Below are 24,343 nucleotides of genomic sequence, written 5' to 3'. Positions count from 1 at the left end.
CACCGACGACGAACGGCCGTCGCTCCCCCAAGGAGCGGCGGCCGTTCGTCGTGGACCGGTGGGGCCTACCAGGCGCCCTTGCGCCCCAGGACCACGCCGACGGTCTTGAACAGGATCGACAGGTCCATGCGCAGGTTCCAGTTGTTCACGTACATCAGGTCGAGGCGGATCGACTCGTCCCACGAGAGGTTCGAGCGGCCGCTGACCTGCCACAGGCCGGTCATGCCGGGCTTGACGTGCAGCCGGCGCCAGACCCACTGGCTGTACTGCGAGGTCTCGCTCTCGATGGCCGGCCGCGGGCCGACGAGCGCCATGTCGCCGAGCAGCACGTTGAACAGCTGGGGCAGCTCGTCGAGCGAGGTCTGTCGCAGCAGCCGCCCGACGCGCGTGACCCGCGGGTCCTGCGTCATCTTGAACAGCGGGCCCGCGCCCTCGTTCATCTCGCGCAGCTCCTCGACGCGCTGGTCGGCGTCGACGACCATCGTGCGGAACTTGTAGATGACGAACGGGACGCCGTCCTTGCCCGTGCGCTCCTGCTTGTAGATCACCGGGCCGCGCGAGTCGATGCGGATCGCCAGCGCGAGCAGGCCCATCAGCGGGGCGCCGAACAGGATCGCCAGCAGGGCGAAGCTGCGGTCGAAGAACGCCTTGACGGCCTGGCCGACGAGGTGGCTGTTCGGCGGGTCGAGGGCCAGCGCCAGCTGGTCGCCGACACGCGTGGGTCGCACGAACTCGACGTAGTCGTTCATGTCGGTCAGCACGAGGCACTCGATCTCGGCCCGCTGCAGGCCCCACGCGAGGTGGCGCAGCGACGGGTCGCCGAGGGCCTGGTCGGCCGTGATGACGACGCGGGCCCCGTGGACCGTGCGCAGCAGCTTCGGGACGTCGCGGACCACCGAGTTCACCGTGGCGCTGCCGAGCGGCTGCGTGGAGTCCCACGTGCAGCGCCCGACCACCACGAGGTCGTGGCGGTCCTCCCAGCGGGCGGCCAGCCGGTTGACCGCGTCGGCCGGACCCACCAGCAGGGTGGGCACCCGGCGCATCGCGGCGCGGTGGGCCAGGGCGGAGCCCACGATCAGGACCGCGGTGACGCTCAGGACCACGACGGCCGAGCGCAGCTCGGCGGACACGACGTCGGACACCACGAGGGTCGCCAGCGCACCGAGGGCCAGGACGGCGATCAGTCGCTTGGCGGGGCGCAGCGAGCCCGCACGCTCGTAGGCCGGCAGCGCGGCCAGGCTCAGACCCAGCCAGCCGACGACGCCGGCGGCCAGGACCGCGAGCGCTCCGGGGGCCATCCCGACGGCCACGCCGGCGATGACGGTGCCCGTCAGCACGAGCAGGTGCCCGAAGAGGCCCTGGCGGATCAGGTTCTCCAGAGACGATCGCCCCGTGGGGATCGCCGTGAGTTCCCGGTGCACGGAAGGAGATCCGAGTCCGGGGTCGCTGGTGATGGGCTCCACCAGACGCAGCGGAAGGACGGTCTCATCTCGTCCGTCGATCGCTGAAGTCATTGCCACTCCCCAATGCAAGCCATCGGTGTCGAGCTGCGGACCCCTCCGCCTCACCGCTGACCCACGTGATGTCTGTGTGTCTGCGTACTCAGCCAAGAGCGACGTGGAGTGGTACCGATACATGTCCGTGGACAAGCCCCCCGGCCCGGCTCCAGGCCACTCGATGCTCTCCCTCGCCGGCTTCCCCCGCCGGCGGCCATCGACTGGCACGACGCCCCTGCTTTCCCCTCGAAAGTAGGCCATCGTCGAACGGCTGTCTGGTCATTTCAGAAATTCGCGGATGTCGTCCATGTCACACGATCTCGTCCTGCGGTTTACCGGTGCCCGTGCGGTCGCACGTCGACGAATCGGGCACGGGCACCTGGGGTAACTGGAAGTTTCGTGCAATGAGTCCCGGAATCGCGCCTCACGGCGTGTCGTCGAATGACCACGTGGTCCCCTCACGCACCACACGCCCCGGAGACCCCATCACGACCACGTTCGGAGGCACCTTCTGACCGCGCACGACGGACCGCATGCCGACGCACACGTGCGCGCCGATCTCGACGTGTCCGGACACCACGGCCTCACGGCACAGCCACACGTGGTGACCGATGCGGATCGTGGCGCCGAACGGGTTGAGCCGCTCGCCCGTGGCCGCATCCTCGAGGCGGTGCATGTCGTCGGTGGCGATGTAGACGCCCGCGGCCCACAGCTGGTCGCCGGCGGCCACGACGCGGCCCCCGTTGCGCGCGTCCACGACCGGCGACCGGGTGGCCACGAGGGGTCCGTGCAGCGCGATCGAGGAGCCGGGCCCGCAGTACAGCTCGCCGGCGGTCAGCACGACGCGCTCGTCGAGGAACACCGTGGCGTCGTCGCCGCCGACCAGCAGCGAGGTCAGGTGGTCCATCGGCGCCCCCACCACGAGGAGCGCGCCGGAGTAGTAGAAGGTCGTCAGGCCGGCCAGGACGTGGTCGGGCAGCCGGGCCCCGGGAGCGGCGTACAGCGCGTTGCCGAGGTCGTTCCACCACGACGGCAGCGGACCGTCCATCCGGCGCCAGGCGACGGCGTCGAGCCGCTCGGGGTCGACGCCCGCCGCGACGAGCCGGTCCCGGTGCTCGGGGGTCAGCGCGTCGTCGGTGCGGGACAGGTCGGGCCACGTGGTCACGCCGGTCATCCTCCCATCCCCCGGACGCACAGGACCCCGGCACCGCGCGGTACCGGGGTCCTGTGATCAGGCGTGGCTCAGAAGCCCATGCCGCCCATGCCACCCATGTCGCCCATGTCGGGCGCACCGGCCGGGGCCGCGGGCTCCGGCTTGTCGGCCACGACGGCCTCGGTGGTGAGGAACAGCGCGGCGATCGACGCGGCGTTCGCCAGCGCGGAGCGCGTGACCTTGGCCGGGTCGATGATGCCGGTCGCGATCATGTCGACGTACTCGCCGGTGGCCGCGTTGAGGCCCTGACCCTGCTCCAGGTTGGCGACCTTCTCCGCGACGACGCCACCCTCGAGGCCGGCGTTGACGGCGATCTGCTTCAGCGGGGCCGAGGTGGCGACGCGCACGATGTTCGCGCCGGTGGCCTCGTCGCCCTCGAGCTCGAGCTTCTCGAACGCGGCCTTGCTGGCCTGGACGAGCGCGACACCGCCGCCGGGGACGATGCCCTCCTCGACGGCCGCCTTCGCGTTGCGGACGGCGTCCTCGATGCGGTGCTTGCGCTCCTTGAGCTCGACCTCGGTGGCCGCGCCGACCTTGATGACGGCCACGCCGCCGGCCAGCTTGGCGAGGCGCTCCTGGAGCTTCTCGCGGTCGTAGTCCGAGTCGCTGTTCTCGATCTCGGCCTTGATCTGGGCGACACGGCCCTGGATCTGGGCCTCGTCGCCGCCGCCCTCGACGATGGTGGTCTCGTCCTTGGACGTGACGACCTTGCGGGCGGTGCCGAGCAGCGTCAGATCGGCGTTCTCGAGCTTGAGGCCGACCTCCTCGCTGATGACCTCGCCACCGGTGAGGATCGCGATGTCGGTCAGCATCGCCTTGCGACGGTCACCGAAGCCGGGGGCCTTGATGGCGACCGACTTGAAGGTGCCCTTCAGCTTGTTGACGATGAGGGTGGCCAGGGCCTCGCCCTCGACGTCCTCGGCGATGATCGCCAGCGGCTTGCCGGTCTGCATGACCTTCTCCAGCACCGGGACCATGTCCTTCACGGTGCTGATCTTGCTGTTGACGATGAGGATGTACGGATCCTCGAGCACGGTCTCCATGCGCTCGGGATCGGTGACGAAGTAGCCCGACAGGTGGCCCTTGTCGAAGCGCATGCCCTCGGTGAGCTCGAGGTCCAGGCCGAAGGTGTTGGACTCCTCGACCGTGATGACGCCTTCCTTGCCGACCTTGTCCATGGCCTCGGCGATGATCTCGCCGACCGTGGTGTCCGCGGCCGAGATGGAGGCGGTGGAGGCGATCTGCTCCTTGGTCTCGACGTCCTTCGCCATCGCGAGCAGCTGCTCGCTGATGGCCTCGACGGCGATCTCGATGCCCTTCTTCAGGCCCATCGGGTTGGCGCCGGCGGCCACGTTGCGCAGACCCTCGCGCACGAGCGCCTGGGCCAGGACGGTGGCCGTCGTGGTGCCGTCGCCAGCGACGTCATCGGTCTTCTTGGCGACTTCCTTGACGAGCTCGGCGCCGATCTTCTCGTAGGGATCCTCGAGCTCGATCTCCTTGGCGATGGAGACGCCGTCGTTCGTGATCGTGGGGGCTCCCCACTTCTTCTCCAGGACGACGTTGCGGCCCTTCGGGCCGAGGGTGACCTTGACGGCGTCGGCGAGCTGGTTCATGCCCCGCTCGAGCCCGCGCCGGGCTTCTTCGTTGAATGCGATGGACTTGGCCATGGGTGCGTGTCTCCGACATAAGTAGAAGTGGAACTAGCACTCTCACTATACGAGTGCTAATCCCGCCCGTTCAAGCGACCCCGCACCCGAGGTCGGCCGAGGCCCCGGCCCCGATGCCTAGTGCAGCGGCTGGACGTTCTCGGCCTCGCGCCCCTTGGGGCCCTCGACCACCTCGAGCTCGACGTTCTGGCCGTCCTCGAGGGTCTTGAACCCGTTGATCGCGATCTTCGACCAGTGGACGAAGACGTCGTCCTGGCCGTCGACGGCGATGAAGCCGTACCCCTTGTCGGAGTTGAACCACTTGACGGTGCCATGCACCATGAGACCACCTGTTCTGCGGGGGAAGGCCCGCTGCCGGACCCGGGACCAGCGTATCGGCAGGCGCGTGAATCGCCTACGGCGGACTGGCCGAAAGCCTGCTCAGCAGCCGCCGGCGACCGCGGGGATCACCGAGATCTGGGTGCCGTCGGGGGTCTTGGTGTCGAGGCCGTCGGCGAAGCGCACGTCCTCCTCGGCCACGTACACGTTGACGAAGCGGCGCAGCTTGCCGTCCTCGTCGACGATGCGGGCCCGGATGCCGGGATAGGCGGTCTCGAGCGAGTCGAGCACGGCGCTGAGGCGGTCGCCCTCGGCGCTGACCTGCGACTCGTCGTTCGTGTAGCTGCGCAGGATCGTGGGGATGCGGACGGACACGGCCATGGATGCTCCTCGGGTGGTTTCGGTCGGACGGCTCAGGCGATGCCGGCCGCGGCGAAGGCGTCGTAGGTGGGGGCGATCGTGGCGCGCGGGCCGACGGAACCGGCGACCGCGTCGAGCGTCTTGAGGCCGTGACCGGTGTTGATCACGACGGTCTCGAGCTCGGGGTCCAGCTGGCCCGTCTCGACGAGCTTCCTCAGCACGGCCACGGTGGTGCCACCGGCGGTCTCGGTGAAGATGCCCTCGGTGCGCGCGAGCAGGACGATCGCGTCGCGGATCTGGTCGTCGTCGACCTCCTCGACGCCGCCGCCGGTGCCGCGCGCGATGTCGAGCACGTAGATGCCGTCGGCGGGGTTGCCGATCGCGAGCGACTTGGCGATCGTGTCGGGCCGCACGGGCCGGATCGCGTCGACGCCGTCCTTGAACGCGGTGGCGACGGGGTTGCAGCCCTGCGCCTGCGCGCCGAAGACGCGGTACGGCTTGTCCTCGACCAGGCCCAGCGCGATGAGCTCCTGGAAGGCCTTGTGCACCTTCGTCAGCTGGGAGCCCGAGGCGACGGGGATGACGATCTGGTCGGGCAGGCGCCAGCCGAGCTGCTCGGCGATCTCGTAGCCGAGCGTCTTGGAGCCCTCGGCGTAGAACGGCCGCACGTTGACGTTGACGAACGCCCAGCCCTCGTCCTCGCCGGCGATCTCGCTGGCGAGCTTGTTGACGTCGTCGTAGTTCCCGTCGACGGCGACCAGGTTGTCGGTGAAGATCGCCGAGTTCACCTGCTTGGGCGTCTCGAGGTTGCTCGGGATGAACACGACCGTGCGGATGCCGGCACGGGCGCCCGCGGCCGCGACCGCGTTGGCGAGGTTGCCGGTCGACGGACAGGCGAAGACCCTGCTGCCGAACTCGCGCGCGGCACTGAGGGCGCAGGCGACGACGCGGTCCTTGAAGGAGTTGGTGGGGTTCGTGCTGTCGTCCTTGACCCACAGCTTCGACAGGCCCAGCTCGGCCGCGAGGTTGCGCGCGTCGAGCAGGCGGGTGAAGCCCGGCTCGAGGTTGGGGCTGTCCTCGATGTCGGCGGGGACGGGCAGCAGCGCCTTGTAGCGCCAGATGTTCGTGGGGCCGGCCTCGATCTGCTCGCGGGTGACCGTGCCGAAGTCGTAGGCGATCTCGAGCGGGCCGAAGCACTCGTAGCAGGCGTAGTGGGGACCCAGCTCGCGCGTGGCGCCGCACTCGCGGCACTTCAGGGCGGTGGCGGGGCCGAAGGCGCCCTCGCGAAGGGTGGTGCGGTCAGGGATCGTGACGCTCACGACGACTCCATTCATCTCTCCGGGCCGGCGTTCGACCGCGGACGGAATTAGCACCTGGCCGGTGGTCGGCTGGTTGCTGGGGCTTCGTCGGGCCGTGTCCCTCTGCCCCTCGGGATGAGTGATGCCAGCCTAGGGTCGCGTCTCACGATACGTCCACTTCGTCCGGATGCCGAGACGAGCGGGAGGGACGAGGGTCAGACCGGGGCGAACCGGTCGGCGAGGTCGCCGAGCCAGGCCGCGACGTCGTCGGGCCCGTCGAGCACCACGTCGGCGAGCGCGACGAGCGCGTCCTGCTCCTCCGAGGCCGAGCACACGAGGGTGACGTCCATCCCCTGCTCGCGCAGGACGATGGCCTCGCGGAACGCCGGCAGGTCGCCGAGGTCGTCGCCGGCGTAGATGACCGCACCGGGCGAGACGCGGCCGATGATGCCGCGCAGGGTCTGGCCCTTGTCGGTGCCCGAGGCGCGCAGCTCGATCACCTGGCGGCCGGGCTCGAGGTGCAGGCCGACCTCGGTGGCGAGCGCCTCGATCTGCGGGGCCAGCTCGTCGAGCAGGCCCGGCGCGACGCCGCGCGTGTGCAGCGCGATCGCCAGACCCTTGTCCTCGACCCGGATGCGCGACGCATCGTGCTCGCGCATCCACTGCGGCAGGCGCGCGGCCAGCTGCGAGACGGCCTCGGGGCGCGACGGCCGGGTCAGCTCGCCCGTGGCGGCGTCCCAGCGCTCGGCGCCGTACTGGCCGCAGACGACGAGGTGCTCCAGGCCGTCGCCCTCCTCGAAGCGGCCGAGCCGGCGCACCTGGTCTACGGGACGTCCGGTGATGATCGCGATCGTCCCCAGGATCGGCCCGAGACGCCGCAGCGCCGCGAGGGACTCGGGGTGGATGTACGCCGACGCGGGGTCCTCGACGATCGGCGCGAGCGTGCCGTCGAAGTCCAGCGCGAGCAGGGTGCGCCCCGGATCGGTCATGGGAAGAGTATGGCGCGGCCGCACGAGGGGTCAGCGGGGGCTGGCCAGCACGACCGTCAGGTTGCTGGTGGACATGTTCCCCGTGGCGGGCATGAGGCGCACGATCCCGAGGTCGCTGCCGAGCAGCGCGGCCTCGGCCTGGCGCCCCGCCGGGTAGTAGACGGTGTCCTGCGGGACCCCACCGCGCCAGTCGGCCACGGCGCCGACGGTCCAGCCGGCGGCACGGGCCTGGCCGGCGACGCGGGCGGCGAGGCCGCCGATGCCGATCTGGTTGTAGACCGAGACGCCGATCGACCGGGTCGCGGTGGGCTCGGTGGTCGGCTCGGTCGTGGGCTCGGCGGTGGGCTCGGTCGTCTTCTTCGGCTTCGGCTTCGCGGAGGCCTTCTTCGTGGGCTTGGACGTCGGGCCCGTACTGGTGCGCTGCGCGGACTGCGCGGGCGCCTCGTCCTCGCGGACGGCCTCGATGATCGCCCAGCCGCCGAGGGCACCGAGGATCAGCCAGACGGCGGGCAGCACGACGACGTGCCACGGGCGACGACGCTCGGGCTCACGCCGGTCGTCGCGCGGTTCGAGGGGCGGCTGCTCCTCCACCTCAGCGGTCGGAGCCGGTACGCCGGGCCTGGCGCTGACGCTGGCGCTGCGAGCGGAGGCGGCGCAGGCGCTTGACCAGCAGCGGGTCGTGCGCGAGCGCGTCCTCGGAGTCGATCAGCGCGTTGAGGATCTGGTAGTAGCGGGTGGCGGTCATGTCGAACTTGTCGCGGATCGCCTGCTCCTTGGCGCCGGCGTACTTCCACCACAGGCGCTCGAGCTCGAGCATCTCGCGGTCGCGATCGGACAATGCGCCGTCGCGGACCGCTTGGTCGTCACTCTCCACCGCTGCCATGTGCCCGACTGTACCGGCGAAATCACACGCTTGTCATTCCCGTTCGCCGAAACCGTCGTCCCACCGCGTGAGGTCCGCGGCGGGCGGGCCCGTTCTCCTCTAGGCTGGCCGCATGGCGCCCGAGAAGACCGACTTCCTCGTGATCGCCAACCGCCTGCCCGTCGACCGCCGGATCGGCGACGACGGCGAGGTCTCGTGGCGCACGTCGCCCGGCGGTCTGGTCACGGCACTCGAACCGGTCATGAAGCTCCAGGGCGGGGCGTGGATCGGCTGGCACGGTGCCGCCGACGAGGACCTCCCCGAGTTCGAGCACGACGGCCTGCGACTCGTCCCGGTGCCGCTGACCGAGCTGGAGGTCGAGGAGTACTACGAGGGCTTCTCCAACGGCACCCTCTGGCCGCTCTACCACGACGTCGTCGTCACCCCGGAGTACCACCGCGAGTGGTGGGACGCCTACGTCACGGTCAACCGCCGCTTCGCCGAGAAGGCCGCCTCCCTCGCCGCGCAGGGCGCGGTCGTGTGGGTGCAGGACTACCAGCTGCAGCTCGTCCCGCAGATGCTGCGCGAGCTGCGCCCCGACCTGCTGATCGGCTTCTTCCTGCACATCCCGTTCCCGCCCACCGAGCTGTTCCAGCAGCTGCCGTGGCGCCGCCAGATCCTCGAGGGCCTGCTGGGCGCAGACCTCGTCGGCTTCCAGATGCCCGGTGGCGCGCAGAACTTCGCCCGCCTCGTGCGTCAGCGCGTGGGCCACCGCACCGTGCGCGACACCGTCTTCCTGCCCGACGGCCGCAAGGTCCTGGCGCGGGCCTACCCGATCTCGATCGACGCGCGCGGCTTCGAGCAGCTCTCGCGCACCCCCGAGGTCATCGCCCGGGCGCAGGAGATCCGCGACAGCCTCGGCAACCCGCGGCACGTGCTCATCGGCATCGACCGCCTCGACTACACCAAGGGCCTGCCCCAGCGGCTGCGCGCCTTCGGCGAGCTCGTGCGCGACGGCGTGATCGACGTCGACGAGGCCGTGTTCGTCCAGGTCGCCACCCCGTCGCGCGAGCGCGTGCACCAGTACCGCCTGCTGCGCGACGACATCAACCGCCTCGTGGGCCGGATCAACGGCGACATGGGCCGCATCGGCCAGCAGCCGATCCAGTACCTGCACGCCTCGTTCCCGCGCGAGGAGATGGCCGCGATGTACCGGGCCGCCGACGTCATGGTGGTCACCCCGCTGCGCGACGGCATGAACCTCGTCGCCAAGGAGTACATCGCCACGCGCTGGGACGACCGCGGCGCGCTCGTGCTCAGCGAGTTCGCCGGTGCCGCCGGCGAGCTCCGACAGGCGTTCCAGGTCAACCCGCACGACATCAACGGCATGAAGCAGGCGCTGCTCGAGGCCATGCAGGCGCCTCCGGTCGACCTGCGCAAGCGGATGCGCGCGCTGCGCAAGCAGGTGATGGAGAACGACATCGAGCGCTGGGCCACCACGTTCCTGGCCGAGCTCGCCGAGGCCCGTGACACCGGTCCGTCCGACGGTGACGACTGAGCTTCCGGCCCGGGTCCGGCGCGGCTACGCGCTCGGCAGCGTCGCCACCGGGACCTTCGGCACCGTCCCCGGACTGCTGCTGCTGCCCTACCTGACCGACGAGATCGGCATCGGCGCGGCGCTGGCCGGCGTGCTGGTGTTCGCGCCGAAGGCGTGGGACGTCGTCCTCAACCCGATCGCGGGGCGCATCAGCGACCGCTCCACGCATCCCGCCGGGCGGCGCCGTCCGTTCCTCGTGCGGGCCGGGCTCACCCTGGCCGTGCTGTTCGCGGTGATGTTCGCCGGTCCCACCGAGCCGCAGGCCCTGGCCGCCGCGTGGGTGGCCGTGGCGTTCCTGGGCTGCGCGAGCGCCTATGCGTTCTTCCAGGTGCCCTACGTCGCGATGCCGGCCGAGCTGACGCTCGACTACGCCGAGCGGACGCGCCTCATGACGTGGCGCGTCGTCGTCCTCGCGCTGGCGATCCTGGTCTCGGGCGCCACCGCCCCGATCGTGGCCGACCAGCTGGGGCACGCGGCGATGGGCGCGTACGTCGGCCTCGTCATCGCGCTCGGCGTGCTGGGCGCGTGGTGGGGAACGCGCGGCGCGCCCGAGCACCCCACCGAGACCGCGGGCGGCACGTTCGCCGACCAGCTGCGGCTCGTGGCCCAGAACCCCGACTTCCGCGCGGTGCTGCTGACGTTCGTCGTGCAGGCCGCCGCGATCGGCACGGTGCTGGCGGGCGTGGCCTACGTGGCCGACGACCTGCTCGACAGCACGGCCGCCAACACGTTCCTGTTCGTCGCCTTCGTCGGTCCCGCGCTGCTCGTCACGCCGCTGTGGGAGCGCTACGCCACCACCCGCGGCAAGCGGTCGGGGTACGCCGTCGCCACCGTCTTCCTCGTGATCGGGATGGCCGCACTGCTGGCGGCGCACGAGGGCTGGCTCGCGCTCACCTATGTCGCCGCCGCGCTCGTGGGCATCGGGTACGCCGGGGCCCAGGTCTTCCCGATGGCGATGCTGCCCGACGTGGCCGCCGACGACGCCTCGCGCAGCGGGGCCAACCGCATCGGCGTGTTCACCGGCGTGTGGACCGCGGGCGAGACGCTCGGCCTCGCCCTCGGGCCCGGCATCTTCGCGCTCGTGCTGACGGCCGGTGGCTACGTGTCGTCGACGTCCGGCGTCACCGTCGACCAGCCCGACGGCGCCCGCCTCGCGATCGCGCTGGGCTTCTCGGTGCTGCCGGCTCTCCTGTCCGCGATCAGCCTCGTGCTGCTGCGCGGCTACCGACTCGACGACCGACTGAGGAGTGCCGATGTCGCCTGAGCAGGTCCTCGCCGAGCTCGCCGCCCGCCGGGAGGGCGACCTCCCCACCCACGGCGGCCGCACGCTGGCGTACGTCTACGACTCGGGACTGGCCGAGGCCGACGAGGTCGCCCGACAGGCCGTCGCGATGTACGCCGCCACGAACGGCCTCGACCCCACCGCCTTCCCCAGCCTGCTGTCGATGGAGGCCGACCTCGTCGGCTTCGCACGCTCGATCCTGCACGGTGGCGACGAGGTCGTCGGCACGGTGACGTCCGGCGGCACCGAGTCGATCCTGCTGGCGGTGCAGACCGCGCGCGATGCCGCCGGCGTGGAGCGCCCGGCGATGGTCGTGCCCAGCACGATCCACGCGGCCTTCGCCAAGGCCGCCCACTACTTCGGGGTCGAGCTCGTCGCGGTCCCGGTGGGAGCCGGACACCGCGCCGACGTCGACGCGATGACCGAGGCGATCGACCGTCTGGGCGACCGCGTGGTGCTGGTGGCCGCCAGCACGCCCTCGTATGCCCACGGCGTCATCGACCCCGTCGAGGAGCTGGCCGCCGTCACCCGCGAGCGCGGGCTGCGCCTGCACGTCGACGCGTGCATCGGCGGCTGGATCCTGCCGTGGACCCCCGACGCTCCCCCGTGGGACTTTGCGGTGCCCGGCGTCACCAGCCTCTCGGTCGACCTCCACAAGTACGCGTACACGCCCAAGGGGGTGTCGCTGCTGCTGCACGCCGACGCGTCGCTGCGCCGGCCGCAGTTCTTCGCGCACGCCGACTGGCCCGGCTACACGATGCTGAACTCCACCACGCAGTCCACGAAGTCCGGCGGACCGCTCGCCGCCGCGTGGGCCGTGGTCCAGCTGATCGGTGCCGACGGCTACCGCGACCTCGTCCGCCGCACACTCGACGGCACCCGCGAGCTGGCCGACGGCATCGAGGCCACCGAGCACCTGCACCTCGTCGAGCGGCCCGACACCTCGCTCGTCGTCGTGGGCACCGACGACGCCGTCGACGTGTTCACGATCAGCGACCTCATGCTCGACCGCGGCTGGTTCGTGCAGCCGCAGATGCGGTTCGGCGACGAGCCGGCGAACCTGCACCTGACGATCTCGGCGGCCACGGCCGCGTCGGTGCCCGAGTTCCTCGACGCACTGCGCGCGTCGGTGGCGCAGGCGGCCGAGCAGGGACCGATCCACATCGACCCGCTGCTCGCCGAGGCGGCCGCGACGCTGGACCCGGACACCCTCGACGACGAGGCGTTCGACGGCCTGCTGGCGCTCGCGGGGCTGGCCGGCGAGGGCGGAGAGGTCGCGGTGCCCGAGCGCCTCGGACCGGTCAACGCACTCGTCGACGTCGCTCCGCCGCGGGTGCGGGAGGCGCTGATGATCGCCTTCCTCGACCGTCTGACACGCTGATCCCGTGACCGATCCCTGGACCACGCCGGTGCCGATCGCCGGGCGCCTCGTGCGCCTCGAGCCCCTCGGACCCGAGCACGCCGAGGGCCTCGCCGCCGCCGGCGACGACCCCGCCGTCTTCGAGCACCTGCGCCGCTGGGACGTCATGTCCCCCGAGGTCGCGGCCGCCCACATCGCGCGTGCCGTGGCCGACCCGGCGCTGGTGCCGTGGGCGCAGATCGACGCCCGCACGGGCGAGGTGGCGGGGACGACCTCCTATTACGACGTCGACGCCGAGCTCCGCACCGTGGCGATCGGGCACACCTGGATCGGCCGGCGCTTCTGGCGGACCGGGCTCAACACCGAGGCCAAGCTGCTGCTGCTCACGCGGGCGTTCGACGAGCTCGGCTGCGTGCGCGTCGTGTGGCACACCGACATCCGCAACGACCGGTCACAGGCCGCGATCGCGCGGCTCGGCGCCCAGCGCGAGGGCGTGCTGCGCAAGCACAAGCTGCGCGACGACGGCAGCTGGCGCGACACCGTGACCTACTCGATGCTCGACGACGAGTGGCCCGCCGCGCGCGATCGGCTGACGGCGCGCCTCGCGGCCGACGCAGGATGAGGCATTCGGGTACCGGAGCGGGGCGCGATGCCTCGTCGTTCGTCCCGGCGGAGCCGCGTCAGGAGACGATCTTGGCGTTCCGCAGGATGCGCTGCGTGGCCAGCGAGAGCACGAAGGCGATCGCCATGGCCGAGATCGTGACCGCGAACGCGGGGGTGGGGCCCGAGGGGCCGAACGCGCCGTCGGCCGCGCGACCCGCGAGCGACGCGCCCGTCGCGTAGCCCAGGCCCGTGCCGCCGGCCATGAACGTCATGGCCGTGCCGATCCGGGCGGGCGGCACGATGAGGCCGGCCAGCGCGAAGGCGCTGATCAGGTAGGGCGCGACCGCGAAGCCCAGGACCGCGATCACCGCGACGACCTGCGGGATCGTCTGGACGAGCAGCAGCGGCAACGCCAGGACGACCATCGCGCCCGACGCCCACAGCATGCGCGTGGCGTAGAGGACGCTGGCCGGGACGGCCGCCAGCGACAGCGCCGCGACCATGCTGCCGATGCCGAGCACCGCGTGGATGAGGCCCGCCACGTCGGGGTGGCCCTGCTGCGTGGCCAGCACGGTGGAGCCGGCCTGGATGCTGCCGAAGAAGGTGCCCATGAGGAACACGGCCACGGCCAGGACGATGAACGCCGAGGTCCACATCCTGACGCCGTGGGTGGGCGCGTGCTCGCTGCCGCGCGGCACGAGCGCGGCGGTGCGGTGGACCGCGAACCACGAGCCGAAGACCAGCAGCAGCGCGGCCGCGGCGAGCAGCGCGCCGTCGGCGCCGATCAGCACGCCGAGGATGCCGACGAGCGCCGGGCCGAGCACGAACGACGCCTCGTCGCCCGCGCCCTCGTAGGAGAAGGCCAGGTCGACGAAGCGGTCGACCTCGTCGGAGCGGATGCGGCCCTCGCTGACGCGCAGCGCGAGGACGGGGCGCCAGCGCACGCGGGCCAGCGGTCCGACCTGCGGCATGACCAGGCCGGTGGCGGCGGCGATGACGATCAGGGTCCCCGAGGACACGCCGTGGTCGGCCGCGTAGACGACCGTCACGAGACCGATCGCGCCGAGGATCGACTGGGTGAGCACGACGGGGCGCTGCCCGATGCGGTCGGCCGCGGCACCGAAGAAGGGCGAGCCGATCGCGCTGGCGACCGCGAGCGCTCCGGCGGTGGCGCCGGCGATGCCGTACTTGCCGGTGGCCTGGGCCACGAGCATCAGGACGCCCATCTGGCTCATGGCCAGCGGGATGCGCCCCAGGAAGGCCACCGCGACGAACGAGAATCCAGCTGCGCCCCAGAGGCGGCGGTAGTCGGCGATGGCGGAGGACACAACCCGCCCATGCTACCCGTCGGGGCCACGGGTGGGCCTCCTAGACTCGGTGCAATGGTGGAGGCGACGATCGGGCGCGCCCGGGTGGCGACATCCGGACTGCTGTTCAGCAACGGATTCCTGCTCGGCGCATGGATCGTGCACATCCCCGTGGTCATGGACCGCACCGACATCACGGCCGCCACGCTCGGCACGCTGCTGCTGTGGATGGGCGCGTGCGCGTGGATCGGCATGCAGGCCGCCGGCTTCTTCGTCGACCGCACCGGCAGCGCCAAGGCGGTCACCGCCGCGCTGCTCGCGATGGTGCTCACCGTGACGCTGCCCGGACTGGCCACCGACCTGTGGACCCTCGCGGCCGCCCTCGGCGTGCTCGGCTTCGCCAACGGCATCGTCGACGTCGCGCAGAACGCCCAGGCCGTCACGGTGGAGCGCGCGTACGGCCGGCCGATCATGTCCTCGGTGCACGCCTGGTTCTCGGCCGGCGGGTTCGCGGCGTCGGCGCTCGGTGCGGGGATGCTCGCCCTCGGCTGGCCCATCCCGCTGAACTTCGTCCTGTTCGCGGTGATCGGCCTCGTCCTGCTGGTTGTCATCCGGCCCCACCTGCTCGACCACGACGTCCGCGACGCCGACGACCGTCCCGGCCGTCCGCCGTGGACCGCGCAGATCGTGCTGCTCGGCGCGCTCGCCTTCGCCCTGATGCTGGCCGAGGGGGTCGCCTACGACTGGAGCACCGTCCACCTGCGCGACGAGCTCGGCACGACCGAGGCGCTCGCGGCCGTCGCGTACGGCGCGTTCAGTCTCGCCATGTTCGTCACGCGACTGCTGGTCGACCGCGTCGTCGCGGTCACCGGCCCGGGCAGATTCGTGCGGTGGGCCTCCCTCGTGGGCGCGGCCGGGCTCGCCCTCGCGATCGTCGCGCCGACCCCCGCCGTCGCGATCGCCGGCTGGGCCGTGGTCGGCATCGGCCTGGCCGGCTGCGTGCCCCAGTTCTTCAGCGCCGCCGGCAACGTGGACCCGCGGCACGGGGCCGCGATCATCGCGCGCGTCACGGGCATGGGCTACGTCGCGCTGCTCAGCGGCCCGTCCGTGATCGGCCTGCTGACGCACTGGGTGCCGCTCACGACCGCGTTCCTGGTGCCGCTGGCGCTGTGCCTCGTGGCGAGCGCGCTGGCACCCTCGGCCCTCAGGAGGCACCCGTGAGCCTGCGCGACCTCATGGCGCCCGACTGGGCCGAGGCGATGGAGCCGGTGGCGCCCCAGATCGCCGCGATGGGCGACTTCCTGCGCGCCGAGGTCGCCGCGGGCCACACCTACCTGCCCGAGCCCGACGCCATCTTCCGCGCCTTCCGCACCCCGCTGGCGCAGGTGCGCGTGCTCATCACGGGGCAGGACCCCTACCCCACGCCCGGCCACCCGATGGGGCTCTCGTTCTCGGTCCGGCCCGACGTGCGCCCGGTGCCCCGCAGCCTGGCCAACATCTACCGCGAGCTGGAGGCCGACCTCGGCATCGCGCCCGCGTCGCACGGAGACCTCTCGGCCTGGGCCGACCGCGGCGTCATGCTGCTCAACCGCTGCCTGACCGTGCGGCCCGGCGAGGCCGCGAGCCATCGCGGACGCGGCTGGGAGGCGGTCACCGACCGCGCCATCGCGGCGCTCGTCGAGCGCGGCGGCCCGCTGGTCGCGATCCTGTGGGGTCGCGACGCCCAGTCGCTCGCCCCGCGCCTCGGCGACGTGCCGCGGATCGAGTCGGCGCACCCGAGCCCGCTGTCCGCCTCGCGAGGATTCTTCGGCTCGCGCCCGTTCAGCCGCGCGAACGACGCCCTGCGAGCGCAGGACGCGCAGCCGGTGGAGTGGGAACTGCCCCGCTAGGGTTGCCGCGTGAGCCAGACACGCATCCGCGACCGCGCCGTCCTCATCGACCAGGGCTTCGTGGTCATCCAGCGCTGGGGCCTGCGCATCATCGTGATCGCCGCCGCCCTCTACGTGCTGGGCTGGGGCGTCGGCCGCACCTGGATGATCTGGTTCCCCGTGTCGCTGGCGATCCTGTTCGCCACCGTCCTCGGCCCGCCCACCAAGCGCCTGCGCGAGCTCGGCGTCCCCGCGGCCGCCGCAGCGGGCGTCGTGATGCTGGCCTTCCTGGCCGCGCTGGGCTTCCTGTTCTCCATCCTCATCCCGCAGCTGGTCGACGAGGCCCCCGAGATCGCCGACCGCGCCGCGAAGGGCGTCAGCGAGGTGCAGGACTGGCTCGTCAACGGGCCGCTGCCGATCGAGGCCGGCCAGATCACGAACGCCCTGAACTCGGTGGAGGACTGGCTGCGCGACAGCGCCGGCGACATCAGCAGCGGCGTGCTCTCCACGATCGGCGTCGCCACCAACGTCGTCCTCAACACCGTCCTCGTGCTGATCCTGACCTTCCTGTTCATCAAGGACGGCCACCGCTTCCTGCCGTGGGTCGAGCGCCTCGGCGGCCACCGCGTCGGCGGTCACCTGCGCGAGATGCTGAACCGCGCGTGGAACACCCTCGGCGGCTTCATCCGCACGCAGGCGCTCGTGTCGTTCATCGACGCGGTGCTGATCGGCATCGCGCTCGCGGTGGTCGGTCAGCCGCTGTGGGTGCCGCTCGCGGTCATCACCTTCATCGGTGGCTTCATCCCGATCGTCGGTGCGTTCGCCAGCGGCGCCATCGCCGTGCTGGTGACCCTCGTGACGAACTCGCCGCAGGACGCGCTCATCATCCTCGTCGTGATCATCGTGGTGCAGCAGCTCGAGGGCAACGTCCTCTCGCCGATCCTGCAGGGCAAGAGCATGAACCTGCATCCGGCCGTCGTGCTGATGGCCGTCACCGCGGGCGGTTCGCTGTTCGGCATCACCGGCGCGTTCCTCGCAGTGCCCGTCACGGCCACCATCGCCGAGGTGCTGCGCTACGCGAACGACCGGATCGACTCCTCGCTCACCGCCGGTGGGGATCCGGTGGCGGCGATGACCGCGCCCACGGTGGCCGACGTCCAGGCCGACGAGGCCGACGCCGCGCAGGAGCGCGAGCGCGAGAGCTGACCGAGGCGCCGGCCTCGGCCGTCCGGCTCAGTCGAAGACGACCGTCTTCATCCCGTTGAGCAGCACCCGGTGCTCGGCGTGCGCCCGCACGGCGTGCACGAGCGCGCGGGCCTCGAGATCCTGGCCCATCGCGGCCAGCTCGGAGGCCGACGAGCGGTGGTCGACCCGTCGGAAGTCCTGCTCGATGATCGGACCCTCGTCGAGGTCGGCCGTCACGTAGTGCGCGGTCGCGCCGATCACCTTCACGCCGTGGCGGTGCGCCTGCTCGTACGGGCGCGCGCCCTTGAAGCTCGGCAGCAGCGAGTGATGGATGTTGATGGCGCGGCCGTGCACGTCGCGGCACATCTGGTCGGTGAGGATCTGCATGTAGCGCGCCAGGAGGAGCGCCTCGGCGCCCTTCTCGTCCATGAGGTCGAGCACGAGCTGCTCGGTCTCGCGCTTGGTCTCGGGCGTGACACGGATCTGGTGGAACTCGATGCCGTGCCACTCCACCGTCTCGCGCCAGTCGGGGTGGTTCGACACGACGGCGACGATCTCGATCGGCAGCTGGCCCTGGCGCGTGTGGAAGAGCAGGTTGTTGAGGACGTGGCCCTGCTTGGAGACCATCACGACGACACGCAGCGGCGCGGTGGCGTCGTGCAGGTCCCAGTCCATCTCGAAGGGCTCGAGCACGGGCGCCAGCGCGGCGCGCATGTCGTCGAGCGCCACCTGGCGGTCGGCGGCGAACCGCACGCGCATGAAGAAGCGGCGCGTGTCGGGGTCGGCGTACTGCTGGCTCTCGGTGATCGTCCAGTCGTCCTGCGCCAGCGTGGAGGCGATGGCCGCGACGATGCCCACCCGGTCGGGGCAGGCGAAGGTGAGGATGAAGTCGCTGTGCGGCTGGGGGGTCTCCATGAGGTGCATCGTCTCAGGTGCGCACCGCGAGGACGACGCCCAGGTACAGGACGTAGGCGAGCACGGCCGCGACGCCCTCGGCACGCGACATCCGGCGCCCGGTGGCCAGCACCGGCAGCAGCATCACCGCGACGAACGCCATGAGCGGCAGGTCGACCCGGATCAGGTCGCTCGTGACCTCCAGTGGCGCGACGAGCGACGTCACGCCCAGGATCAGCGCGAGGTTGTAGACGCTCGAGCCGATGAGGTTGCCGACCGCGATGTCGCGGTTGCCGCGCAGCGTGGACACGACGGTCGTCACCAGCTCGGGCGCCGAGGAGCCGATCGCCACGACGGTGAGGCCGATGACGACCTCGCTCACCCCGAGGGAGGCCGCCAGGTCGACCGCGCCGTGCACGAGCCAGTCGGCGCCCAGCACGACGACCCCGAGTCCGGCGACCAGCACGACGAGGTGCCGGACCAGGCCTCCGCCGGACGCCTCGGGCTCGGCCGGCGGCCGCGCGGGGTCGCGCACGGCGAGCACCACGACAGCCAGCGTGTAGACCGCGGCGATGACGACCAGCAGCGTGCCGTCGGCGCGCGAGAGCCGTCCGTCGAGCGCCAGCACCACCACGAGGATGGACACGGCCGCGACGACCGGCAGCTCGAAGACGATCGTGCGCGACTCGACGGCCAGGGGCACGAGCGCCGCGCTCAGCCCCAGGATCAGCAGCAGGTTGACGATGTTGGTGCCCGCGATGTTGCCCACGGCGAGCGGGCCCGCGTCGCGCAGCGCCGCGTCGATCCCGATCGCCAGCTCGGGCAGGCTCGTGCCGATCGAGACGACCGTGAGCCCGATGACCATCGGCGGGACGCCGAGCCGGGTCGCGACGGCGGCACCGCCGCGCACCAGCAGCTCCGCCCCGATCACGAGGGTCGCCAGGCCGGCCGCGACCAGCAGGACGGCCACGCGGCGGCCTAGTCGCGCTCGCCGCTGGACCGCTGGAGGCGGTCCTTCAGCAGCAGCGCGTGGTTGTGCTGCTCGTCGCGCGCGGCGTACAGGAGGGTCACGACGTCGTGCTCGGCGACCAGGCCGCGCAGCTCGTCGAGGGCCGGGTTGGCGTCGAGCTCGTTCGCGTACTCGTCGGCGAACGCCGAGAAGGCGATGTGCTCGTGGTGGAAGAGCTGGCGCAGCTCGGTGCTGGGCGCGACCTCCTTGAGCCAGACGTCGACCGCCGCGCGCTCCTTCGTCATGCCGCGCGGCCACAGCCGGTCGACCAGCACGCGCAGCCCGTCGTCGGGCGACGGGTCCTCCTGCACGCGGCGGACGCGGATCATGAGCCCGCGGGAACGAAGGTGGTCAGCAGGACGGCGGCGTCCTCGAGCGCCAGCAGGTCGTGGCGGTGGTCGGGGATCACCAGCAGCTCGCCCGCGGCGCCCTCCCAGGACTCCTCCCCCGCCGTCAGGCGGACGCGTCCCGACAGCACCTGCAGCGTCGCCTCGGGCGGCGCCTCGTGCTCGTCGAGTCGGCGGTCGGCCGCGAGCGCGATGACCGTCTGGCGCAGGTGGTGGTGGCGCCCCCGGTGCAGCGCGACGGCGCTGCGGCCGCTCGAGGCCTGGCCCGCCGCGGCGAGCTGGTCGCGGACGAGGGACGGGAGGTCGGTGGAGTCCATGACCCGACCGTAGCCCGAGCGGGGTGCCCCGCGCGCCGCCGCGTGAGAGAGTCCTGAGCCATGCGCATCAAGCCCGGCCGCCCCGACCTCTCGACCCACGCCGCCCTGTTCGACCTCCCGGAGGCGGCCGCGGGCGCACCCTCCATGACCTTCGGCGGGGTCTCGACGCTCGCGTTCGACGACGGCCGATCGGCCCTGCTCACGGACGGGTTCTTCTCGCGCCCGTCCCTGCTGCGCGTGGGGCTGGGCATGATCGCGCCCGACCTCTCCCGGATCGCCGACGGGCTGCGGCGGGTGGGCCTCGCCGGGCCCGAGGCCTCGCACCTCGAGGCGGTGCTGCCCGTGCACAGCCACTTCGACCACGTCATGGACGCGCCCGAGGTCGCCCGGCGGACCGGCGCCGCCCTCGTCGGCGGCACCTCGACGCTGAACGTCGGTCGTGGCGCCGGGCTGCCCGACGACCGCCTGCGGCCCGCGACGCCGGCGTCCCGATGGAGCTGGGCCCCTGGCGCGTCACCGCCGTGCCGTCGGAGCACTGCCCGCCCGACCGCTACCCCGGCACGATCGACCAGCCGCTCGCGGTGCCCGCGCGCGCCGGCGCCTACCGCTGCGGGGAGGCCTGGTCACTGCTCGTCGAGCACGACGCGGTGGGCGCCACGCTCGTCCAGGGCAGTGCCGGCTTCGTACCGGGCGCCCTCGACGGGCTGCGCGCCGAGGTCGTCTTCCTGGGCATCGGCCAACTCGGGCTGCTGGGCCCGGAGTACGTCGAGGGGTACTGGACCCACACCGTCCTCGCCGTGGGCGCGCGTCGCGTCGTGCTCACGCACTGGGACGACTTCTTCCGCCCGCTGGACCGGCCGCTGCGCGCGCTGCCGTACGCGGGCGACGACCTCGACGTGACGATGCGCGAGCTGCGGTACCTGGCGGGCCGCGACGGCGTCTCGCTGCACTTCCCGACGCTGGGGCGGCGCGAGGACCCGTGGCGGTCCTGACGGCTCAGAGCCCCCGACAGGATTCGAACCCGCGACATCCTCTTTACAAGAGAGGCGCTCTACCGACTGAGCTACAGGGGCGCGGCCGTGGCCGACCGCCTCATCCTAACGACGCTCAGACGCGGCCGGCCCGGCACGCTCGCGCGAAGTCCTCGTCGACCTGGTCCTCCTCCGGCAGGGCCGGCGTGACCGCCTCGTCGCCGTTGCCGATCTCGGCGAACTGCGTGAGGTCGGTGACCTGGTCGTCGGAGTCGCCACCCGGCGTGAGGAACCCGTCGAGCACGATCGCGCAGTCGGCGGCGCCGAACTCCTGCCAGCCGGTGAGGGTGCCCCACTCGTCGGCGCCGTCGCTGGCGATGACCCCCTGGGTGCGCAGCACGCCGATGACGCGGACGAGCCCCTCGTCGTTCTCCACCTCGTAGGCGGTGCGGGTCTGCAGCGAGAGGTCGACCGACCCGGCGTCCTGCGAGGTCTCCCAGACCGCGGTCATGCGCGTGTCCCGCAGCTCGAGATCGGGGTCGAGGACGGTGGCCCGCGCCAGTGCGGGCTCGGTCTGCGCGTCCGCGGCGTCGTCGATCGCGGCGACGAGGGACTTCGGCAGGTCCTCGCCGACCGCCCCGGGGTCGGTGGCGGCCTGCAGACCCCACGTCGCGACCGCGTCGGTCATCTCCTCGTACTCCGCGGCGGACACGCCGTCGGGCCGGGCGGGCGGCTCGGGGATCGCGCCGTCGGGCGCGGGCCAGCCGGCGATCCCGAGGTCGTCGAGCGTGATCTGCTGCGTGGGCGCGGGCTGCGGATCCGGCGTCGCCGCGGTCTCCTCGGGCTCGTCCGAGCCTCCGGTGCATCCCGCCAGCACGAAGGTCACCAACACGAGCAGCAGGACCGGTCGACGCACCCGTCCAGTATGCATACTGGCCCCGTGGCTCCTGCGAACCCGACTCCCCCGTACCCCCGCCTGCTGCGCGCCACGAGCCTGCTCGACACCCCGTACGCGGTGATCGACGAGGAGGCGCTGTGGGCCAACGCGTCCGACCTCGTCCGTCGCGCGGGCGGCAAGCCGATCCGGCTGGCCACCAAGTCGATCCGGGTGCGCTCGATCATCAAGAACGCGCTCACGCTCGACGGCTTCCGCGGGGTGATGACCTACTCGCTGGCCGAGTCCGTCTGGCTGGCCGACCAGGGCGTCGACGACATCCTGCTGGCGTACCCCAGCGTCGACCGCGAGGCCTACGCCGACCTGGTCGCCGACGAGCGGCGGCTCGCGTCCATCACCGTGATGGTCGACTCGATCGAGGCGCTCGACCTCATCGACTCGTTCCTGGGACCCGACCACCCGCCGATCCGGGTGTGCCTCGACGTCGACTCGTCGCTGCGGATGCTGGGCGCGCACCTGGGCGCCCACCGCTCCCCCGTGCACACCGCCCGCGACGCGAAGCGGATCGCTGCGACGATCACCGCCCGCCGTGGGTTCGACCTCGTCGGCCTGATGTTCTACGACGCACAGATCGCGGGCCTGCCCGACGGCGGCCCGGCCATCGCGATGGTGAAGCGGCGCTCCACGGCCGAGCTCCGGCGCCGCCGCCGCAAGATCGTCAAGGCGGTCGGTGCGATGACCGACCTGCAGATCGTCAACGCGGGCGGCACCGGCAGCCTCGACGTCTGGCGCGACGACGCGTCGGTCACCGAGCTCGCGGCCGGCTCGGGGCTCTTCGTGCCCACCCTGTTCGACGACTACCGGTCCTTCACCCCGCGACCCGCGGCGTTCTTCGCCCTCTCGGTCGTGCGCAAGCCCAGCCGCGACGCGGCCACGTGCTTCGGCGGCGGCTACATCGCCTCGGGGCCGGCCTCGACGTCGCGCGTGCCCACGCCCGTGTGGCCCGAGGGCCTCGAGTACTACCCCAACGAGGGCGCCGGCGAGGTGCAGTCGCCGCTGCGCGGCAAGGTCGCCCGCACCTTGGCGATCGGCGACCGCGTGCTGTTCCGTCACGCCAAGGCCGGCGAGATGTGCGAGCGGTTCGACCGGGTCGCGATCGTCGACGCCGCCGGCCAGGCCTCGCTGACCCCCACCTACCGCGGCGAAGGGAAGAACTTCGGATGACCTCGTGGAGCAACTGGGCCGGCAACGTCACGGCCTCGCCCGACGCGATCGAGCACCCCGGCTCCACCGACGAGGTGGTGGCGCTCGTCCGCGCCCACCTGCGGGTCAAGGCGGTCGGCGCGGGCCACTCGTTCACGCCCATCGCGCAGCCCGAGGGCGTGCAGCTGCGGCTCGACCGCATGGACCGTGTGCTGAGCGCCGACACCCGCACGGGCCTCGTGCGCGTGCAGGCGGGCATCTCGCTGCACGACCTCAACCGCCGCCTCACGTCGCTCGGACTGGCGCTGCCGAACCTCGGCGACGTCGATCCGCAGTCGGTCGCCGGCGCCACCTCCACCGGCACCCACGGCACCGGCGCGCGGCTCTTCGGCATCGCCAAGGCGGTCGCCGGGCTCCAGCTCGTCACCGCCGACGGCGAGGTGCTCGAGATCGGCCCCGACCACGAGCTCTTCGACGCCGCCCGCGTGGGCCTGGGCGCGCTCGGCATCGTCACCGAGGTCACCCTCCAGTGCGTCCCCTCGTTCCTGCTGCACGCACGCGAGGAGCCGATGGCGCTCTCGGACGTGATCTCCGGGCTCGACGAGCTCGTCGACGGCAACGACCACTTCGAGTTCTACTTCTTCCCGCACACCGACAAGGCCCTCACGAAGCGCAACAACCGCGTGCCCGACGGCACGACGCGCGCGCCGCTGCCCCGCTGGCGCCACGCGCTCGACGACGAGCTCCTGTCGAACACCGTCTACGAGCAGGTCCAGCGGCTCTCGACGCGCAAGCCCTCGCTGATCCCGCGCATCAACGCCCTCTCGGGCTCGCTGCTCGGCGCCCGCGAGTACACCGACGTGTCGCACGAGGTCTTCATCTCGCCGCGTCGCGTCCGCTTCCGCGAGTCGGAGTTCGCGCTGCCGCGGGCCGCCGCCGCCGACGCGATCGCCGAGATGCAGCGCTGGTACGCACGCACCGACCAGTACGTCTCGTTCCCCGTCGAGGTGCGCTTCACGGCGGCCGACGACATCTGGATGTCCACCGGGTACGAGCGCGACAACGTCTACATCGCGGTGCACCAGTACCACCGCACCGACCCGGCGGAGTACTTCGCGGCGATGCAGGACATCTTCGTCGCGCACGAGGGCCGGCCCCACTGGGGCAAGATGCACACCCTCGGGCCCGACCACTTCCGCGCGGTCTACCCGCGGTTCGACGACTTCGTCGCCGTGCGCGACCGGCTCGACCCCGAGCGCCGGTTCGGCAACGCCTACCTGCGCCAGGTGCTGGGCAGCTGAC

Annotated in this window: 25 protein-coding genes, 1 tRNA gene and 1 riboswitch; of the genes, 10 read left to right on the top strand and 16 right to left on the bottom strand. The window is 72.1% G+C overall.

Features of this window, described 5'->3' with window-relative positions:
* Window positions 1-65: 65 nt before the first annotated feature.
* From ACGWYL_RS08135 to ACGWYL_RS08095, 9 genes are all read right to left on the bottom strand, one after another.
* Entirely contained in the window at window positions 66-1,421 is a 1,356-nt protein-coding gene (locus tag ACGWYL_RS08135; protein WP_395486903.1) for a sugar transferase, read from the bottom strand.
* A 499-nt stretch (window positions 1,422-1,920) separates the two neighbouring features.
* Entirely contained in the window at window positions 1,921-2,670 is a 750-nt protein-coding gene (locus tag ACGWYL_RS08130; RefSeq protein WP_269305223.1) for a hypothetical protein, read from the bottom strand.
* Between the two features lie 68 nt (window positions 2,671-2,738).
* Entirely contained in the window at window positions 2,739-4,376 is a 1,638-nt protein-coding gene (groL, locus tag ACGWYL_RS08125; protein ID WP_179426493.1) for a chaperonin GroEL, read from the bottom strand.
* 117 nt (window positions 4,377-4,493) lie between these two features.
* Window positions 4,494-4,697, bottom strand: a complete 204-nt coding sequence (locus tag ACGWYL_RS08120) for a cold-shock protein (RefSeq protein ID WP_395486902.1) — start codon at window positions 4,695-4,697, stop codon at window positions 4,494-4,496.
* A gap of 99 nt (window positions 4,698-4,796) precedes the next feature.
* Window positions 4,797-5,075 (bottom strand): MoaD/ThiS family protein, encoded by a 279-nt coding sequence (locus ACGWYL_RS08115; protein WP_179426497.1) that lies wholly within the window; start codon window positions 5,073-5,075, stop codon window positions 4,797-4,799.
* Between the two features lie 32 nt (window positions 5,076-5,107).
* Complete coding sequence (thrC, locus tag ACGWYL_RS08110) at window positions 5,108-6,373, bottom strand: threonine synthase (protein WP_395486901.1); 1,266 nt, start codon at window positions 6,371-6,373, stop codon at window positions 5,108-5,110.
* A gap of 8 nt (window positions 6,374-6,381) precedes the next feature.
* Window positions 6,382-6,494: riboswitch (SAM riboswitch) on the bottom strand.
* Between the two features lie 73 nt (window positions 6,495-6,567).
* Window positions 6,568-7,341 (bottom strand): trehalose-phosphatase, encoded by a 774-nt coding sequence (gene otsB, locus ACGWYL_RS08105; protein WP_395486900.1) that lies wholly within the window; start codon window positions 7,339-7,341, stop codon window positions 6,568-6,570.
* 30 nt (window positions 7,342-7,371) lie between these two features.
* Window positions 7,372-7,932: a LytR C-terminal domain-containing protein gene (locus tag ACGWYL_RS08100; protein WP_179426510.1), complete on the bottom strand. Its 561-nt coding sequence runs from the start codon at window positions 7,930-7,932 to the stop codon at window positions 7,372-7,374.
* A gap of 1 nt (window position 7,933) precedes the next feature.
* Complete coding sequence (locus ACGWYL_RS08095; protein WP_395486899.1) at window positions 7,934-8,224, bottom strand: DUF3263 domain-containing protein; 291 nt, start codon at window positions 8,222-8,224, stop codon at window positions 7,934-7,936.
* Between the two features lie 112 nt (window positions 8,225-8,336).
* Here ACGWYL_RS08095 and ACGWYL_RS08090 point away from each other — a divergent pair, with 112 nt between their 5' ends.
* Genes ACGWYL_RS08090 through ACGWYL_RS08075 form a run of 4 tightly spaced genes read left to right on the top strand, consistent with a single transcriptional unit; the run spans window position 8,337 to window position 13,064 of the window.
* Window positions 8,337-9,761: a trehalose-6-phosphate synthase gene (locus ACGWYL_RS08090; protein ID WP_395486898.1), complete on the top strand. Its 1,425-nt coding sequence runs from the start codon at window positions 8,337-8,339 to the stop codon at window positions 9,759-9,761.
* On the top strand, window positions 9,751-11,064 hold the full coding sequence (locus ACGWYL_RS08085; RefSeq protein ID WP_317628275.1) for an MFS transporter: 1,314 nt from the start codon (window positions 9,751-9,753) through the stop codon (window positions 11,062-11,064). The genes ACGWYL_RS08090 and ACGWYL_RS08085 overlap by 11 nt, the downstream gene beginning before the upstream one ends.
* Window positions 11,054-12,463, top strand: coding sequence for an aspartate aminotransferase family protein (locus tag ACGWYL_RS08080; protein ID WP_179426518.1), 1,410 nt, complete (start codon window positions 11,054-11,056; stop codon window positions 12,461-12,463). The genes ACGWYL_RS08085 and ACGWYL_RS08080 overlap by 11 nt, the downstream gene beginning before the upstream one ends.
* A gap of 4 nt (window positions 12,464-12,467) precedes the next feature.
* Window positions 12,468-13,064 (top strand): GNAT family N-acetyltransferase, encoded by a 597-nt coding sequence (locus ACGWYL_RS08075; RefSeq protein WP_395486897.1) that lies wholly within the window; start codon window positions 12,468-12,470, stop codon window positions 13,062-13,064.
* A gap of 58 nt (window positions 13,065-13,122) precedes the next feature.
* Here ACGWYL_RS08075 and ACGWYL_RS08070 read toward each other — a convergent pair whose 3' ends face one another.
* Complete coding sequence (locus tag ACGWYL_RS08070) at window positions 13,123-14,373, bottom strand: MFS transporter (protein ID WP_179426522.1); 1,251 nt, start codon at window positions 14,371-14,373, stop codon at window positions 13,123-13,125.
* A gap of 54 nt (window positions 14,374-14,427) precedes the next feature.
* Between ACGWYL_RS08070 and ACGWYL_RS08065 the strand changes: the two genes are divergently transcribed.
* Genes ACGWYL_RS08065 through ACGWYL_RS08055 form a run of 3 tightly spaced genes read left to right on the top strand, consistent with a single transcriptional unit; the run spans window position 14,428 to window position 17,426 of the window.
* The gene (locus ACGWYL_RS08065) at window positions 14,428-15,573 is read left to right on the top strand and encodes an MFS transporter (protein ID WP_269305208.1); all 1,146 of its coding nucleotides are present in this window, start codon (window positions 14,428-14,430) and stop codon (window positions 15,571-15,573) included.
* The gene (locus ACGWYL_RS08060; RefSeq protein WP_269305206.1) at window positions 15,570-16,241 is read left to right on the top strand and encodes a uracil-DNA glycosylase; all 672 of its coding nucleotides are present in this window, start codon (window positions 15,570-15,572) and stop codon (window positions 16,239-16,241) included. Before ACGWYL_RS08065 ends, ACGWYL_RS08060 begins: the two co-directional genes overlap by 4 nt.
* A 9-nt stretch (window positions 16,242-16,250) precedes the next feature.
* On the top strand, window positions 16,251-17,426 hold the full coding sequence (locus ACGWYL_RS08055; RefSeq protein WP_179426526.1) for an AI-2E family transporter: 1,176 nt from the start codon (window positions 16,251-16,253) through the stop codon (window positions 17,424-17,426).
* A gap of 27 nt (window positions 17,427-17,453) precedes the next feature.
* Here the strand turns inward: ACGWYL_RS08055 and purU are convergent, their stop codons facing one another.
* The 4 genes from purU to ACGWYL_RS08035 are packed head-to-tail and all read right to left on the bottom strand — an operon-like array spanning window position 17,454 to window position 19,972.
* Window positions 17,454-18,320, bottom strand: coding sequence for a formyltetrahydrofolate deformylase (gene purU / locus ACGWYL_RS08050; RefSeq protein WP_395486896.1), 867 nt, complete (start codon window positions 18,318-18,320; stop codon window positions 17,454-17,456).
* A 13-nt stretch (window positions 18,321-18,333) separates the two neighbouring features.
* Window positions 18,334-19,269 carry a sodium:calcium antiporter gene (locus ACGWYL_RS08045; protein WP_269305203.1) on the bottom strand — a complete coding sequence of 312 codons (936 nt, stop codon included), beginning with the start codon at window positions 19,267-19,269 and terminating at the stop codon, window positions 18,334-18,336.
* An 8-nt stretch (window positions 19,270-19,277) separates the two neighbouring features.
* Entirely contained in the window at window positions 19,278-19,637 is a 360-nt protein-coding gene (locus ACGWYL_RS08040; protein ID WP_179426530.1) for a DUF488 domain-containing protein, read from the bottom strand.
* Window positions 19,634-19,972 (bottom strand): cupin domain-containing protein, encoded by a 339-nt coding sequence (locus ACGWYL_RS08035; RefSeq protein ID WP_179426532.1) that lies wholly within the window; start codon window positions 19,970-19,972, stop codon window positions 19,634-19,636. The genes ACGWYL_RS08040 and ACGWYL_RS08035 overlap by 4 nt, the downstream gene beginning before the upstream one ends.
* Window positions 19,973-20,463: 491 nt before the next feature.
* Between ACGWYL_RS08035 and ACGWYL_RS08030 the strand changes: the two genes are divergently transcribed.
* On the top strand, window positions 20,464-20,964 hold the full coding sequence (locus ACGWYL_RS08030; RefSeq protein WP_395486895.1) for a hypothetical protein: 501 nt from the start codon (window positions 20,464-20,466) through the stop codon (window positions 20,962-20,964).
* Between the two features lie 8 nt (window positions 20,965-20,972).
* Here ACGWYL_RS08030 and ACGWYL_RS08025 read toward each other — a convergent pair.
* A tRNA-Thr gene (locus ACGWYL_RS08025) sits at window positions 20,973-21,045 on the bottom strand.
* A 34-nt stretch (window positions 21,046-21,079) separates the two neighbouring features.
* The gene (locus tag ACGWYL_RS08020; RefSeq protein ID WP_179426536.1) at window positions 21,080-21,859 is read right to left on the bottom strand and encodes a hypothetical protein; all 780 of its coding nucleotides are present in this window, start codon (window positions 21,857-21,859) and stop codon (window positions 21,080-21,082) included.
* 24 nt (window positions 21,860-21,883) lie between these two features.
* Here ACGWYL_RS08020 and ACGWYL_RS08015 point away from each other — a divergent pair, with 24 nt between their 5' ends.
* The gene (locus tag ACGWYL_RS08015) at window positions 21,884-23,062 is read left to right on the top strand and encodes an amino acid deaminase/aldolase (RefSeq protein WP_317628274.1); all 1,179 of its coding nucleotides are present in this window, start codon (window positions 21,884-21,886) and stop codon (window positions 23,060-23,062) included.
* A complete protein-coding gene (locus ACGWYL_RS08010; RefSeq protein WP_395486894.1) occupies window positions 23,059-24,342 on the top strand; it encodes a D-arabinono-1,4-lactone oxidase in 1,284 nt (427 codons plus the stop codon). The genes ACGWYL_RS08015 and ACGWYL_RS08010 overlap by 4 nt, the downstream gene beginning before the upstream one ends.
* Window position 24,343 lies beyond the last annotated feature (1 nt).

It is taken from the genome of Aeromicrobium sp. JJY06 (assembly GCF_044069275.1).
In the GTDB taxonomy this organism is placed as follows: domain Bacteria; phylum Actinomycetota; class Actinomycetes; order Propionibacteriales; family Nocardioidaceae; genus Aeromicrobium; species Aeromicrobium tamlense.
Note: the sequence above shows the minus strand (reverse complement) of the source record. Positions and strands in the feature narration are given on the sequence as shown.